This is a genomic window from Pedobacter hiemivivus, from assembly GCF_005144565.1.
Classification (GTDB): Bacteria; Bacteroidota; Bacteroidia; order Sphingobacteriales; family Sphingobacteriaceae; genus Pedobacter; species Pedobacter hiemivivus.
This window is the reverse complement of sequence record NZ_SWDX01000003.1, coordinates 367,491-382,858: the sequence shown is the minus strand read 5'-3', so window position 1 is coordinate 382,858 and position 15,368 is coordinate 367,491. Positions and strand designations below refer to the sequence as shown.

General features: G+C 38.5%; 16 protein-coding genes. 8 read left to right on the top strand and 8 right to left on the bottom strand.

What is annotated here, in order from left to right:
* Positions 1–12: 12 nt before the first annotated feature.
* Genes FBD94_RS08815 through tsaB form a run of 3 tightly spaced genes read left to right on the top strand, consistent with a single transcriptional unit; the run spans position 13 to position 1,367 of the window.
* A complete protein-coding gene (locus tag FBD94_RS08815) occupies positions 13–426 on the top strand; it encodes a ribonuclease P protein component (RefSeq protein ID WP_136879926.1) in 414 nt (137 codons plus the stop codon).
* Complete coding sequence (gene yidD, locus FBD94_RS08810) at positions 413–643, top strand: membrane protein insertion efficiency factor YidD (RefSeq protein ID WP_131610404.1); 231 nt, start codon at positions 413–415, stop codon at positions 641–643. Before FBD94_RS08815 ends, yidD begins: the two co-directional genes overlap by 14 nt.
* A gap of 37 nt (positions 644–680) precedes the next feature.
* Complete coding sequence (gene tsaB / locus FBD94_RS08805) at positions 681–1,367, top strand: tRNA (adenosine(37)-N6)-threonylcarbamoyltransferase complex dimerization subunit type 1 TsaB (protein WP_136879925.1); 687 nt, start codon at positions 681–683, stop codon at positions 1,365–1,367.
* Here the strand turns inward: tsaB and FBD94_RS08800 are convergent, their stop codons facing one another.
* Both FBD94_RS08800 and FBD94_RS08795 read right to left on the bottom strand, forming a co-directional pair.
* Positions 1,368–2,810 carry a DUF5723 family protein gene (locus FBD94_RS08800; protein ID WP_136879924.1) on the bottom strand — a complete coding sequence of 481 codons (1,443 nt, stop codon included), beginning with the start codon at positions 2,808–2,810 and terminating at the stop codon, positions 1,368–1,370. It lies immediately after the preceding gene.
* Between the two features lie 14 nt (positions 2,811–2,824).
* The gene (locus FBD94_RS08795; RefSeq protein WP_136879923.1) at positions 2,825–4,399 is read right to left on the bottom strand and encodes a hypothetical protein; all 1,575 of its coding nucleotides are present in this window, start codon (positions 4,397–4,399) and stop codon (positions 2,825–2,827) included.
* A gap of 109 nt (positions 4,400–4,508) precedes the next feature.
* Here FBD94_RS08795 and FBD94_RS08790 point away from each other — a divergent pair, with 109 nt between their 5' ends.
* The 3 genes from FBD94_RS08790 (at position 4,509) to FBD94_RS08780 (ending at position 8,129) form a co-directional block, all read left to right on the top strand.
* A complete protein-coding gene (locus FBD94_RS08790; RefSeq protein ID WP_131610408.1) occupies positions 4,509–4,895 on the top strand; it encodes a DUF423 domain-containing protein in 387 nt (128 codons plus the stop codon).
* Between the two features lie 2 nt (positions 4,896–4,897).
* Positions 4,898–7,372: a replication restart helicase PriA gene (gene priA, locus FBD94_RS08785; protein ID WP_136879922.1), complete on the top strand. Its 2,475-nt coding sequence runs from the start codon at positions 4,898–4,900 to the stop codon at positions 7,370–7,372.
* A gap of 100 nt (positions 7,373–7,472) precedes the next feature.
* Positions 7,473–8,129 (top strand): protein-L-isoaspartate(D-aspartate) O-methyltransferase, encoded by a 657-nt coding sequence (locus FBD94_RS08780; RefSeq protein ID WP_131610410.1) that lies wholly within the window; start codon positions 7,473–7,475, stop codon positions 8,127–8,129.
* 7 nt (positions 8,130–8,136) lie between these two features.
* On the opposite strand, the gene smpB is transcribed toward FBD94_RS08780, so the two are convergent.
* Genes smpB through FBD94_RS08765 form a run of 3 tightly spaced genes read right to left on the bottom strand, consistent with a single transcriptional unit; the run spans position 8,137 to position 11,136 of the window.
* The gene (gene smpB / locus FBD94_RS08775) at positions 8,137–8,586 is read right to left on the bottom strand and encodes an SsrA-binding protein SmpB (protein ID WP_169472255.1); all 450 of its coding nucleotides are present in this window, start codon (positions 8,584–8,586) and stop codon (positions 8,137–8,139) included.
* A gap of 23 nt (positions 8,587–8,609) precedes the next feature.
* On the bottom strand, positions 8,610–10,481 hold the full coding sequence (locus FBD94_RS08770) for an Nramp family divalent metal transporter (protein ID WP_136879921.1): 1,872 nt from the start codon (positions 10,479–10,481) through the stop codon (positions 8,610–8,612).
* 1 nt (position 10,482) lies between these two features.
* Positions 10,483–11,136 (bottom strand): metal-dependent transcriptional regulator, encoded by a 654-nt coding sequence (locus FBD94_RS08765; protein WP_131610413.1) that lies wholly within the window; start codon positions 11,134–11,136, stop codon positions 10,483–10,485.
* 137 nt (positions 11,137–11,273) lie between these two features.
* On the opposite strand from FBD94_RS08765, the gene FBD94_RS08760 reads away from it, so the two are divergent.
* Positions 11,274–11,744, top strand: a complete 471-nt coding sequence (locus FBD94_RS08760; protein WP_015807383.1) for an Lrp/AsnC family transcriptional regulator — start codon at positions 11,274–11,276, stop codon at positions 11,742–11,744.
* 166 nt (positions 11,745–11,910) lie between these two features.
* Here FBD94_RS08760 and ung read toward each other — a convergent pair whose 3' ends face one another.
* Positions 11,911–12,588 (bottom strand): uracil-DNA glycosylase, encoded by a 678-nt coding sequence (gene ung, locus FBD94_RS08755; RefSeq protein WP_131610414.1) that lies wholly within the window; start codon positions 12,586–12,588, stop codon positions 11,911–11,913.
* Between the two features lie 90 nt (positions 12,589–12,678).
* On the opposite strand from ung, the gene FBD94_RS08750 reads away from it, so the two are divergent.
* Positions 12,679–13,218, top strand: a complete 540-nt coding sequence (locus FBD94_RS08750) for a DUF2892 domain-containing protein (protein ID WP_131610415.1) — start codon at positions 12,679–12,681, stop codon at positions 13,216–13,218.
* A 44-nt stretch (positions 13,219–13,262) separates the two neighbouring features.
* Here the strand turns inward: FBD94_RS08750 and FBD94_RS08745 are convergent, their stop codons facing one another.
* Both FBD94_RS08745 and lysS read right to left on the bottom strand, forming a co-directional pair.
* A complete protein-coding gene (locus FBD94_RS08745; RefSeq protein ID WP_131610416.1) occupies positions 13,263–13,478 on the bottom strand; it encodes a hypothetical protein in 216 nt (71 codons plus the stop codon).
* An 86-nt stretch (positions 13,479–13,564) separates the two neighbouring features.
* Positions 13,565–15,286 carry a lysine--tRNA ligase gene (gene lysS, locus FBD94_RS08740; RefSeq protein ID WP_136879920.1) on the bottom strand — a complete coding sequence of 574 codons (1,722 nt, stop codon included), beginning with the start codon at positions 15,284–15,286 and terminating at the stop codon, positions 13,565–13,567.
* Positions 15,287–15,368: the final 82 nt, after the last annotated feature.

The window sequence follows — 15,368 nt, the reverse complement described above, 5'->3', positions numbered from 1 at the left end:
GCGATCAAAAAGATGAACACATTTAATAAAGAAGAACGGTTATGTAGCAGGAAATTTTTAGACCTGCTATTTAAGAACGGTTCTTCTTTTTTGTTATATCCGTTTCGGGTATCATATATGTATGTTCCGGTTGAACATGAGTTCCCGGCGCAGATAGTAATTAATGTCGCTAAGAAAAGGTACAAAAGGGCGGTAGACAGGAATCTGATCAAACGCCGCAGTCGCGAGGCTTACCGATTACAAAAGGAGCTGGAGCTTTATGCACTATTGCTGGAATCTGATGAGTTATTGCTGCTTTCCCTACAGTTTGTTGGTAAAAAGATTTACGATTTTTCTTTTTTTGAGAAAAAAATGGCTGCTGCTTTGAAGCGGTTGATTGCAAATCTGGAAGCTAAAAATACCACAGGAAAAGATGGGAGTAATTAAGCAGGTTGTCGGTTGGTTCTTTTTAGCGCTTATTAAGCTTTATCAATGGTTTATATCTCCCTTGTTGGGTGCAAATTGTAGGTTTACACCTACCTGTTCGCAATATGGAATAGAAGCCATCAAAAAACATGGTCCTTTTAAAGGGGGCTGGCTAACTTTGAAACGCATTGGCCGTTGTCACCCTTGGGGCAGTCATGGTCATGATCCTGTTCCTTAATTAATTTTATCTTCCATTATCCTTAAATTCCAATACTATGGCCACCATCCTTCAAATTGAAACAGCTACCCAAGTTTGTTCTGCTGCAATTTCTGTAAATGGCAAAACCATTGCCTTAAAAGAAGAGATGGCCAGTAACATTCATGCAGGCAGTTTGACTTTGTTTATTAAGGAGGTGATGGATATGGCAGGCTTACAGTTTGCTGATCTGGATGCTGTAGCGGTGAGTAAAGGTCCTGGTTCTTATACAGGGTTACGTATTGGGGTTTCGACTGCCAAAGGTCTGTGTTTTGCACTGGATAAACCACTTATTGCGGTAGATACTTTGCAGATGATGACCGCTGGCTTTTTAATGCAGCAGAAGGACTGTGAAGGGTTGATCTGTGCAATGATAGATGCACGTAGGATGGAAGTCTTTACAGCAATGTTTGATAGGGATTTAAACTACGTGTTGCCTACTGAAGCGAAAATTATCGATGAAAATAGTTTTGCAACTGAACTGGCAGTAGGTAAGGTTACCTTTATTGGTGATGGTGCTATGAAATGTGCGGAGGTATTGCAAAATGAACATGCTGCTTTTTCTGACCTTAATTTTAATTCTGCAGCTCATATGAGCCAATTGGCTTATAAAGCCTTTACAGCTGCTCAATTTGAGGATGTAGCGTATTTTGAGCCATTCTACTTGAAGGACTTTGTGTTGACTACACCCAAGAAAAAGGTTTAATTATCTTTTTTTAGAAAAAACGCTAAACAGGCGTTTGAAAAAACTACTTTCTTTATCGTCTATACCCGGCATCGTACTGCTATTTTGCGGGTGATTTACAATGTCTCCGAACTTTATTCCCAGTCCCATATAAAATGATGCACCGTTGTAGCCAGTTCCAATGGTACGGTCTTGCTTGATTACACCATTAATTTGTGTAACTGTTTTTAAGAGGTTATCCGAGCCTAGAAAGACTTCAAAGTTGGGTGTTTGGTACATGCCTTGCATTCCTACTAGAAACAGGTTGTTTAAATTATAAGCAGGGATAACGCTTAAGGATAGCTCTCCGTATTTGATTTTATTGACAAATGCTACGTCTCCACCTTTGTAAAACAAGTTTTTAGACGCGATAAGGCTGGGGGTATAAGTAAGCGGGTAGCTTATGGCAAAGGCCTTAGAAACCATAAAATCTACTTTAGCATTGGTTGGGGTAAGGAAACTTTTATTGGTTTCGTTATCTGTCGCAATACTTGAAATCTTTTTATCGATACTAGATGCATTCATTTCGGGATCGTCAATGATTAAAGGATCATTGAGGTTATTAAATTTGTTGTAGTACGAACTACTAGCCCATCTGATGAAGCCAAGGTCTTTTAAATTGGCCATTATAAATACACCGCTTTTTGCAGTATAGCTAGTTCCGACTGAAACGGAAAGCCCTGGGTTTTTAAAGGTAGGGATTACATCTTTACTGGAGAAGTCGTCTGCATCAAGGAAACTGGCTTTATAGGTTCCACTTAGTGAGGCGACAAGTGGTTGTGTTGATGAGCCAGGATTGAAATTAGACTCAACAATGCTTAGTTTATTATAAGCAATACCGCTTAATAGGCTCAGTTTAGCACCGAAGGCCAGTCTTTTGTTGTAGTTTTCGCGGTAGCTAAAACTAAATTGATGGTAAGACTGCTCGTATCCGTTGTTGTTAAAAGCGTTTGTAAAGTCTTGGTTTTGATAACCCAAAAACCTTTTGTAATTATCTAAGATAGCCAGAGTTTCGTTAGTGTAATCCAGATGGGCATCACTACGTATTTGCCATGCAAAGCCTATTTCTTTTTGATACTTATATGATTTAAATATTCTTAAAGTGAGTACGTAGATGTTTGTATTTTGATGTACGGTATTGATATCTCCGGTTCCTAGCTTAAGATCTGTGGCATTGTATTTCCCCTCGTTGATGATTTTACGGATGAAATCTGAATTTCCTTTATTGGCGGCATTGATTCCAAAATAGGGTAAGAAGAAATTAGATGAAAATTTCCGGGACGAATCTAAGACAAAGGTTTTCTGAGCAGGATTCTCAAACCCATCGAACATCGTTTTTGTATTAAATAATCCGTATTGCTGCGCCTTTATAAATGTGGCATTACAGCTTAAAACAAAGCATAGAATGATGTACTTTTTCAACATAGGAGTGATTGGTGCTATAAAGCTAAAGAATCTTTTTGTAAAACATCAGGCTGTTTGTTGATTAAGATGTTAGTTTGGAATTTACCATTATCACCACTCAATTGATAAGTGAAAGAATCGTATTTTTTTAATCCCTTGTCGGACCGTAAATGTCTGTCATAAGGCAGGTAGATAGTTTTGCTGAAAATATCGGTAGAGTTGGCGTGATCTATATAGAAAATAATGCTCGAATTGCCCGGAAGTTGATTGTTTGCACTGATGTAATTAGGGCTGTTAATTAAAAGGCGGTTACTGTTATAATTATTTAAGAATGAGGTAAGCGTACTTGCATTATTTGCGAATATCATGTAATTATCAAGGATGATGTAGAAAGGTCTTTTAAAATCTTCAAGTGGCAGCCCGAAATAAGCATATAGTATATCAGCTTCCTTTAATAGTTTAATTTCGTCGGTATAATCTACGCTCAAGTCTATCAAAAGTTGCATGAGTTTATCGCCATTGGTTAAATTTATAGCCCCAATTTTTTCTGTTGTATTCAGCTGAAACGTGATCAACTGGTCTTTAAAGAATTTGGGGAAAATATCGTCCAGATTAAGGTGGTGTTTTGCGTTGATATCTGTGATCAATTTGGTTACTTTTTTATCCTCTTTTTTGCTTAAAAACCATTGATTTAATTTTTTTCTCCAGGGAAGGTAGCTGTCTATCGCAAAAATCGTGTAAGCAGCAGTATTGATGGGTAGGATGTTCTGGATACTGATCTTTTGCGGATGAAGATCAGAAAATAGGTTGTAATAATTGTTTGGATCGTTAGCTACAGTAGTACCTGTCAGTAGGATTTTGTCGTTGCTGTAATTATAAGTTAAAGCTGCAAATGAGTTTTGGTTGTTTAGGCTGGATAATTCTCCATTTAACTTACCGGAAACTATGTTTTTTAACAGTGCAGGAAGTATATTGAAATTAATATATAGTTGAGCAAGGTTGTTTTTATTGAAGCGGTTACTGGCCTGGATGTATTCAGCAAATTTATCTGTTTTGTCTTTTAAAGTTTTAGCTAAAACAGCGGTTACCTGCTGCTGGGAATTAGAAAGGGCAACAAGATTTCCTTTTATGCCTAGATAAAATATGGTGCTGTCTGCCAGTGTTAGCTTTTTGAGGTTGTTAAGGTCTTCTAATTGGGTTCCACTGACTTTTATAGAATGGATGAGCTGTGGAATATGGTTTGGGTTATTAAGTTGAGTAAGACATAAGAAGTCTATTTTCTGATTGCTTCCAGGAACAAGACAGAAGTATATGTTTTGGTTGTCTATGGCCTGACTTACTTTTGATAGGCTGAGCAGGTACTTTTTTAAGGAGCTCAGTTGCTGATATTTTTTATCGCCCAGAATTTCATTGAATAGATGTTGTTCTTTTAAGATATCGGTAATACCTTTTTCATTTTCAAAAGAAAATATAAAACCTGAGCTGGAGGTGGCGGCATACAAGCCAATGTCTGAAGTGTTGTGGTCGGCGTTTAGCTTGGAAAAATATAAATAAGCCATCGCAACAATGGCAATAAGCAATAGGATGATACTAATTAGAATCTTTTTCATGTGTTACTACAAATTTAACTGAATAGTTTGACTATTTAATTTAATCGTAGTGATTACTGGGGAAATGCTGTCAAGTTTGTTAATTTTGTGGTATAAAAGCCGATCTATCATGAGCAGACGTATTATCTTGACCGCATCTTTATTTGGTGCAATAGCCGTAATGTTTGGTGCCTTTGGTGCACATACTTTAAAGAATGTTTTAAGCGCGGGTAGTTTAGACATTTGGGCCAAAGGGGTTGAGTACCAGTTTTATCATACGTTGGCCTTGCTTTTTCTTTCGCAGCTTGCTATGAGGAATGAGAAACTGGTAAAATGGTCATATATCTTCTTTACACTTGGCATATTGCTTTTTTCAGGCTCGCTGTATTTGCTTGCGACAAGAGATATTTTAAACATAGGTTTTGTAAATTATATAGGTCCGATTACTCCAATAGGCGGTTTATGCTTTATCCTTGGATGGGCATTATTATTTGTTAGTGCATTAAAAAAGAATTAACAATGGATGATGGGCTACTGGAATTTAAAGAGCGGGAAACACTTTTCGTAGAGGTTGTTTTACCTTTATCTTTATCTAAAAACTACATGTATCGTGTTCCGTTTGAATTGAACGAACACATCGCTGTTGGAAAACGCGTGGTCGTGCAGTTTGGGAAGAATAAAATTTATACGGCACTTGTTAAAAGTATTAGTCAAACGGCTCCTGAACATTATCAGGCGAAGTATATCATTGATGTAGTAGACGAACATCCGATAATTACTCAAAATCAATTGCAGTTGTGGGATTGGATGACTGGTTATTACCTGTGTAATGAGGGAGATGTGATGTCGGCCGCATTGCCTACAGGTTTAAAGTTAGCAAGTGAGACAATTATTGTAAGGAAGGATGATGCGCCGGTTGAGGAGGTGTTGACGGATAAGGAAACCATTCTGATCAATGCATTAAATAACCATAAGCGTTTAACCATTGACGATGTCTCTGCTTTGCTTGGACAAAAAACGGTGTACCCGATTATCAATTCGTTGCTCGAAAAGGACTTAATTTATATTGCCGAAGAGGTTGTAGAAAAGTATAGGCCTTTATTAAAATCGTTTGTTTCTCTTAATTCCTTTTATCAGGAAGAGGAAAACCTCAAACAACTGTTTGAGATTTTAGAAAGAGCACCGAAGCAGTTGAATGCATTGCTGTCCTATATTAAGCTTTATAGGCAGATGAATTTAATTCCTAAGCATCAACTACTGGAAGATAGTGGTTGTGGACAGGCGGCCTTTAAAACGCTGGTGGATAAAGGGATATTTAAAGTTGATAAGCTGCCGGTAAGTAGGCTAAAAGAAAATGATGATGATTTTGTGTTAAATTTTGAATTGAGCGAAGCTCAGCACAAAGCTTTAACACAGGTTGAAACTGAGTTTGAGCAGAAGGATGTGGTGCTATTGCACGGGATTACAGCTTCTGGTAAAACTCAGATTTATATTAAGTTAATTGAAAAGGCAATTGAAAAAGGTGGACAGGTTTTATTCTTGTTGCCGGAAATTGCTTTAACTACTCAGATTGTACAAAGGATTCAGCGCTATTTTGGCGATGCTATTGGCGTATACCACTCTAAATTTAACAACAATGAAAGGGTTGAGATTTGGAATAAGGTGCTGAATGGTAAGTATAGGGTTGTTTTAGGTGCCAGATCTGCCGTGTTTCTGCCTTTTAAAGAGCTGAAACTGATTGTGGTGGATGAGGAACATGAATCTTCTTTTAAACAGCAGGAACCATCGCCGAGGTATCAGGCAAGGGATGTGGCTGTTTATCTGGCGCATTTACATCAGGCAAAGGCCGTACTGGGTTCTGCTACGCCTTCGTTGGAAAGTTATTATAATGCGGTTAACCATAAGTATGGATTGGTAACTGTAAATGAGCGTTTTGGTGGAGTAGAATTACCACTGCATGAGGTGGTGAGTATCTCTGAAGAAACGAAGAAGAAAAAGATGGTTTCTTATTTTTCTGCTAAGTTGATTGATGGAATCGCGGATACGATAGCGCAAAAGGAACAGGTGATCTTGTTTCAGAATCGCCGTGGTTATGCCACTATTCTGATTTGTGCCACCTGTGGCTTTGCACCTAAATGTGTAAACTGTGATGTAAGTTTAACGTACCATAAAACCAGTGGTAAGCTACATTGCCATTATTGTGGGTATCATCAAAGTAGTATTAATGTATGTCCGGCTTGTGGTTCGGTACACATCGAGCAAAAAGGTTTTGGAACGGAAAGAGTGGAAGAGGAGTTAAGTCTGGTTTTTCCGGATGCCAAAATTGCACGATTGGATGTGGATAGTACCAGAACCAAGAATGGCTTACAGCAGATCATCTCTGATTTTCAGGAAAAGAAGACGGATATTTTGATTGGTACGCAGATGGTTGCCAAAGGTTTGGATTTTGATAACGTGACGCTGATTGGGGTAATTAATGCTGATACGCTATTCAATTATCCTGATTTCAGGGCATTTGAGCGGAGTTATCAGCTGCTTGCTCAGGTTGCTGGCCGTGCCGGAAGAAGGAATAAGCAGGGTAAGGTAATTATACAGGCTTACGATGATTCGCATCGGATCATTAAGCAGGTGATAGAAAACAAGTATCTTGAAATGTATAATGAGGAGCTTGCTGAGCGTAAAATGTTCCATTATCCTCCTTTTACCAGGTTGATATTTATCAATATTAAGCATAAGGACCAGGATCTTTTAAATGTTGCAGCTCAACGTTTTGCTTCGACCTTAAGGGCGCAGTTGGGGAAACGGGTATTGGGACCAGAGCAGCCTATTGTAGCGCGGGTAAGGAATTATTACATCAAACAGGTGATCATCAAAAGTGATAAAGATACTTCCATCCAGAAAGTTAAATCCATTCTGAAAGATACCATCTTACAATTTCAAAGCGAAAAGGATTACAGGAGTGTAAACATACAGGTTGATGTTGATCCTTACTAGATTTTATTGGGATTGATCCTGTGTCAATTAGACTTCGTTAGCGTATTTAGGCCCTAAAAGATTGAGTTATTAGTTTTCAAATCGTTAAATTTGGGGTGAAATGGCATACAAGTTTGTTGATAATTACAGAGAGCAGGGGGCGAGGAAACGTTTGGTAGTTCATCTCGAGTCGAGAGGGATAGCAGATAAGAGAGTACTTAAGGCTATAGGGAAAATACCACGACATTTCTTTTTTGATGAAACCTTTTGGAATCAGGCTTATAAGGACATCGCGTTCCCTATAGGTGATGGACAAACTATTTCTCAGCCATATACTGTCGCTTATCAAAGCGAGTTGCTTCATATTAAAAAAGGCGATAAGGTTTTGGAAATTGGAACAGGTTCCGGTTATCAAACTTGCGTGTTGATGGAGTTAGGTGCAAATGTTTATACGATAGAGCGTCAGGAAAGCATATACCGACACACCATACGGGTTTTACCAGGAATGGGTTATAATGCGCATTTCTTTTTTGGTGATGGATCTAAAGGAATTGCTGAGCATGCTCCTTATGATAAGATTATTGTAACTGCTGGTGCTCCGTTTGTACCTGAGACATTACTGAAACAGCTTAAAATTGGCGGAATATTGGTGATCCCGGTAGGTGATGAGAATTCGCAAAAAATGGTAACGGTAATCCGAATCAATGAAACAGATTATGACAGGATTGAACTGGATACTTTTAGGTTTGTACCGTTAGTGGGTGACCAGGCTTGGTAAAGGCTGATTAAGCCTTCATTGCCCGGTCCATTTCTCTTTTAGATTCCCTGTCTTTGATACTGTCTCTTTTGTCGAACTCTTTTTTGCCTTGTGCCAGTGCTATTTCTAGCTTAGCAAAACCTCTTTCATTGGTGAATATTCGCAAAGGGACTATGGTATAGCCCTTTTCCTCACTTTTTGCCTTCAGCTTTTTAAGTTCTTTTTTATGGAGTAGCAGGATACGGTCGCGCTTAATTTCATGGTGATGAAAAGAGCTGTGACTATATTCTGATACATGTAGGTTTCTTATATAAAGGACGTTGCCAATAAACATGCAGAAAGCATCTGTCATATTGGCCTTACCTTGTCTTATCGCTTTTATTTCGGTACCTAAAAGGGCTATTCCGGCATTATATTTTTCAATAATGTGGAAGTCGAAAAAGGCTCTTTTATTTTTTATCTGGACGTCGTTCTTCATAACAATCCGCTAATATCTCAATTTTATCTTACAATAAGGACAGGAATGGATACTTTATGGCGAACGGAATTAACTGTAGTGCCTAGGATTAAATCTTTTAAGCCTTTATGACCGTGTGCCCCCATCACTAACAGTTGCAGCTCGTTTTCGTTTGTAATGGCCACAATTGCTTTTACAGTGCCCCCGTAACCGATGTGAGGGCTGGATTTATAACCCAATTCGGCCAGGTTATCACAGTATTTTTGAAGATTTTCGGTATCACTCACTGTTTCGTGATCTAATGCTGACTCTCCGTAATACTGTGCAGCGGCTGTTTCTACTACGTGTATCAGGTAATAATGCGCTCGTTTTCCTCCCTGTATAAGGGCGTGACGTATGGTATTGCGATCGTTTTTGGAGAAATCTACCGTGATACCTATGCGGGTGTAATCGATCTTTTCAACGTTTTCAATGTCCAGCGCCTCCCCATGTGGCACGTTGTTGTCGCTTTTTCTTAAGCGGACTACCAATGGATATACAAAGACATATAGTAAGAGTAAGCCTATTAATATTGCTACAGGAACTACCAGGGCATAAACGTACCAGTCTCCAGTAGATCCCCATGTTTTTATTTCTTCAATCACAAGTTTAACATTTAGGGATACAATGACAATAGCGCTTACCCAGGCCAAAACTTTTACCCATAGCTTTATGGCAAAGCCTTTCATTAACTTTTTATCTGATGTGAAGTGAATTAACGGGATGACCGCAAAGCCAAGCTGTAAGCTTAAAACGACCTGGCTTAAAATGAGTAGTCCGCCCAATGCGTCGTCTCCGTACCATAGTATAGTTAGAAATGCAGGGATAATCGCGAGCAAACGGGTTATTAATCGGCGTAGCCATGGTTGTATGCGTAAATTAAGATGGCCCTCCATTACAATTTGTCCAGCTAAAGTCCCGGTAATGGTAGAGCTTTGACCTGCGGCAATTAAGGCGATGGCGAAAAGGGCAGGGGCTACATTACCAAATATATGTTGAAGGAGTTTATAGGCATCTTGTATCTCGGCGACTTCGTGTAAGCCATTCTTGTAAAATGCAGCTGCAGCAAGGATGAGTATAGCGGCATTGACAAAAAATGCAAGGTTTAAAGCGACTGCAGTATCAATGAAATTGAATTTTATAGCTTCTTTGATGCCCTTTTCGTCGCGTTCAAATTTACGGGTCTGTACCAGCGATGAGTGTAGGTATAGGTTATGTGGCATTACGGTAGCTCCAATGATACCTATTGCAATGTATAGTGCTTCCCCAGATAGCATAGAAGGTTCAAACCCACGTGCTATTTCTTTAAGTGAGGGCTCTACGATAAACATTTCGACTAGAAAGGATATGCCGACGATAAATACCATGGAAACAATAAACGCTTCCATTTTACGCATGCCTTTGTTGAGCAGAAAAAGGAGTAAAACGGTGTCGAATATGGTAATGCTGATACCCCAGATTAAGGGTAAGCCGAAGAGTAGATTTAATCCAATGGCCATCCCTATGATTTCGGCTAGGTCGCAAGCTACAATTGCCGTTTGGGCTAATCCAAACAAAGGTATGTTGATCCATTTTGGATAAGCATTTCTGGAAGCCTGAGCAAGATCGAGCCCTCTCACAATTCCTAAACGGGCACTGAGCGATTGCAATAGTAGCGCGATAAGGTTTGACATGAGTAGTACCCAGATTAACTGGTAACCAAATTTACTACCTCCGGCAATATCTGTTGCCCAGTTGCCGGGGTCCATATAACCAACACTTACTAAGTAGGCTGGTCCAATAAAAGAAAGAATGCGTTTCCAGCCGGTACGTTTGCTTGTATCTACACTCTGATGTACTTCGCTTAAGGATTGGGGGGCTTTATGTTCGGCTTTCATGTTATAGTTTAATGAGGATATGTTTGGCAACTTCTCGACTTACACTGATTCTTTTTTCTTCTAACATCAATTCCACAGAGCCATCAAAATCAGTGATTTCTTCTATTATAAGTTTTTTTCCTAGGGTTAGCCCTAGCTTTTCAAGATGCTTTAAAAATATAGATGAATGTTCACTAACACCCATAATTAAACCTTGTTCACCTGGTTTGAGTTTGTTCAGTTTTGTAAATGGGATGGAATCAAATTGTCCGTTTTTATCGGGAATAGGATCGCCATGCGGGTCGCTTTTGGGGAATGCCAGAAATTCATCCAGTCGTTCGATCAGCTCAACAGATTGAATGTGTTCCAGGTCTTCGGCAATATCGTGGACTTCGTCCCACTTAAAGTTTAGTTTTTCTACCAGGAAAACTTCCCATAAACGATGTTTCCTTACAATATTAATAGCGGCTGATTTGCCAGTTGGTGTTAGTTTAACACCTTGATATTTTTTATAGTCGATCAATTGCTTATCTGCCAGTTTTTTTATCATATCGGTAACAGAGGCAGCTTTGGTCTGCATTTTTTCTGCAATTGCATTTGTTTGCACGGCTTCGTCGGTGTTTTGCGACAAATGGTATATGATTTTCAGGTAGTTCTCTTCTGTGAATGACTGCATTTTTGTTCGACTAACTATATGTTTAGACAAATCTAAAAAAATAGAAGAGAAATAAACTATAAATAATGGGTTTTTTTTTAGAATAAAATTTGGTGTGTAATACATTCTTATTCTATCTTTGGATATACTTTAAAATAATGGCGACAGAACTAGATAAAACGGATTTTAAGATTCTTAAATTGTTACAGGAAAATGGTAGGATGACCAACCTGCTTTTATCTCAGGAGATTGGACTTTCACCGGCCCCAACATTGGAAAGAGTAAGGAAACTGGAGGTTTCGGGTTTTATTAAAAGTTATCATGCCTTAGTTGATGAAGAGAAACTAGGCTTAGGAATAAAAACCTTTATCCAGGTTCAACTGGATTTTCATAAGAACAATACCATTCAGATTTTTCTGGATGAGGTAAATCAGATTAAAGAGATTACGGAATGTCACCATGTGACAGGGCAGGCTGACTTTTTATTGAAGGTGTATGTGAATGATATTAAAGCTTACGAGCGTTTGATTATGGATAAAATCAGTAAAATATCTGTAGTGAAAACTTTTCAGACGATGATGATCATGTCTACAACCAAGAAAGAACCTATCGTTCCTTTGGAATACTAGATTTAAGAATTAGACAAAAGCGCCTGTATCAAATATGATGCTGGCGCTTTTGTTTTATATGCACTTCGTCATCCTGAATTTATTTCAGGACCTCTCACCTGCAAAGTAACCCATCTCTTGCGAGGTCCTGAAATAAATTCAGGATGACGACCGGCTAAGCATGACGTTAATCAATTTGCCAGTTGATTGGACTTTGTCCTTGTTCAAATAATTTAGCATTGGTTTTTGAAAAGGGGCCAGTCCCCAAAAAGCCATTGTAGGCTGAAAAGGGGGAGGGGTGTGCTGCAGCAATGATCGTGTGTTTACTTTGATCAATTAATGCCGACTTATTTTGTGCATATCTTCCCCATAATAGAAAGATCAACCCTGTTCTTTTTTCAGACAGTTCACTAATAATTTTATCTGTAAAATTTTCCCAGCCTTGCTTTTGATGAGAGCCAGCTTCATGAGCTCTCACTGTTAATGTTGCATTTAATAATAAAACGCCCTCATCTGCCCATTGTGTTAGGTTGCCATGATTGGGAACCGTAAATCCCGGAATATCTGTTGCTAATTCTTTATAAATGTTTTTTAAAGATGGCGGTACCGTAATACCTTTTTGAACGGAAAAGGATAAACCATGTGCCTGTCCGGTACCATGATATGGGTCTTGCCCCAAAATAACTACTTTAACTTTGTCAAAAGGAGTATGGTTTAGTGCATTAAATATATCTTCACCTTTAGGGTAAATGGCATACCCTTTTTGTTTTTCTTCAAGCAAAAAGGTTTTTAGTGTTTTCATATAAGGTTTTTCAAACTCATCGCTCAATACCTTTAACCAGCTTTCTTCTATGGAAACGGACATCTGTTATTTCTTTTTTTTGCTGAAATTATCAATTAAATCTGATTTTTGGTATTTAAACACGATATTTGCAGAAAAAAAATACAATAGAATATGCCAAATGTAGTTCGTCTTATTTTAGGTTTCGCAGTGTTGGGTGGCGCAATAGCGCTTATGATCTTCGGTTTTTGGGGATGGGGCATTTTGGCCATCTTGATAAGCATCTTAATTATAGTTACTTATTTCTTTAATGAGAATATGTTATTGGCTCAGTGGTTTCTGAGAAAAGATAATATGGGTAAAGCTGAGGCTTACTTAAATAGAATAACCAATTACGAAAAGCAATTGATTAGAGTACAACACGGTTATTACAATTTATTGATTGGTTTGATTGAATCAAGAAAAGCACCAATGCAGTCAGAGAAATACTTTAAGAAAGCACTTTCTTTAGGAATGCATATGGATCATAACGTTGCACTGGCAAAGTTAAGCCTTGCAGGAATTGCAATGGCTAAAAGAAATAAACGCGAAGCGACAATGTATTTATCTGAAGCGAAGAAAGCAGATAAGAGTAAGTTGCTAGCTGACCAGATTAAACAAATGAAAGATCAGCTGGGAATGATGGATAGACAACAGCAAGTAAGATACAGGTAATTAGATTATGAAATATAGTAAAGGCCACATGCAAATGTGGCCTTTTATTTTTCACTCAATCTATCAAAGTTTTCGTTCTCTTCATAGTAAGATCCTCTGCTGATGATATCGTCTTCCATCTCATTTTTGGCTCTGCTAAAGAACAATTGCTCCGATTGTATCCTTGTGATCAACTGACGGATTAAAGTCAGGTCAAAGGCTTCTTTGTTTAGTTTTATACAGTATTCGTTCTCTGTGATTTCTAGGATTGAACTGTTCATATATTTATAATTTTAATATATGTAAAAATAAAAAAAAGCCTGCTACAGTTGTTGTAGCAGGCTTTTAAGTTATTGTTATCTTTATGTTAAGCGAACCAGGCTGTCACATCTTCTTTCGAAGGCATGGTTAATTCCAGTTTCAGCTTTTTACGCATTCCACCCAAATCATTAAATACCTTGTTCGGGTTTGCTGCTTTCAGTTCTTCTATCGTATTGATGTTCATTTTTCTGATCACCTGAACCCATTCGGCAGGAATACCAGCATTTACAAAATCTTCATCGGTTGTTACTTTAGCTTTCTTCTCTGGTCTCATTTGAGGGAAGAACAATACTTCTTGTATGGTCGACTGGTTGGTCATTAGCATCACCAAACGGTCAATACCTATACCTAAGCCTGAAGTAGGAGGCATGCCATATTCCAACGAGCGAATAAAATCTTCGTCCATAGCCATTGCTTCATCATCGCCTCTTTCTGCAAGTTTTAACTGTTCTACTAAACGCTCACGTTGATCAATAGGATCGTTTAACTCCGAGTAAGCATTACCAATTTCTTTACCCATTACGAATAACTCAAAACGCTCGACTAAGCCTTCTTTGCTCCTGTGTTTTTTAGCAAGTGGGGTCATTTCAATCGGATAATCTGTAATGTATGTTGGCTGGATCAGATTGGCTTCAACTTTTTCACTGAAAAGTTCATCAACAAGCTTTCCTTTACCCATGGTCGCATCGGTTTCAATGTTCAGGCTTTTGCAGGTTGCTTGAAGTTCTTCCTCTGTCATGTTGGATACATCAATACCAGTATATTTCTGGATCGATTCGTACATGGTTAGTTTTTCGTAAGGGCCTTCAAAATTGATTTCATGGTCACCAACTTTTACTACAGACGTTCCGTGGATGGCTAAAGCAACTTTTTCCAGACATTCTTCTACCATTCCCATCATCCAGATATAGTCTTTATAAGCTACATAGATTTCCATAGAAGTAAACTCAGGGTTATGGGTTCTGTCCATCCCTTCATTTCTGAACATCTTTCCGAACTCATAAACACCATCAAAGCCCGCAACGATTAGTCTTTTTAAGTACAATTCGTTCGCTATGCGCAGGTAAAGTGGCATATCCAGTGTATTGTGATGCGTAGCGAAAGGACGTGCAGCAGCACCACCATGGATAGGCTGAAGAATTGGAGTTTCCACTTCCATCCATCCCTGGTTATCAAAATAGTTACGCATGGTGTTGATCACCTTAGAGCGGTTGATGAAGATCTGCTTAAAGCCTGGATTTACAGTAAGATCCACATAACGCTGTCTGTAGCGCATTTCCGGATCAGTAAAGCCATCATATATATTACCATCTTCATCGCGTTTAACAACTGGAAGGGGTTTTAATGCTTTAGACAATAAGGTCAGTTCTGTAACGTGAATAGAGATCTCGCCAGTTTGTGTAGTAAATACATAACCTTTAACACCAATAAAATCACCCAGATCCATTAGTTTTTTAAATACGGTATTGTACAGGGTCTTATCTTCATCAGGACAAAGGTCATCTCTCTTTAAATAAACCTGTATTCTGCCTGTTGAATCTTGTAGTTCTACAAAGGAAGCACTACCCATAATACGACGGCTCATGATACGACCAGCGATACTGATGTTCTTATAGGCTGTTTTATCCCGTTCGTAGTTCGCTAATATGTCTGCAGCATTGGCATTGATTTCAAATGCTTCGGCAGGGTAGGGATTGATCCCAAGCTCACGTAATTGGTTTAACGAATTACGGCGCAATACTTCTAGTTCTGATAGTCCTGTACTCATATATTTTTTGTATCTGGCATCAAGCCTGATAGCTGATTTTTTAAAAATTAAAATTAGGCAAAAATAGGGATTTACCTCAGTT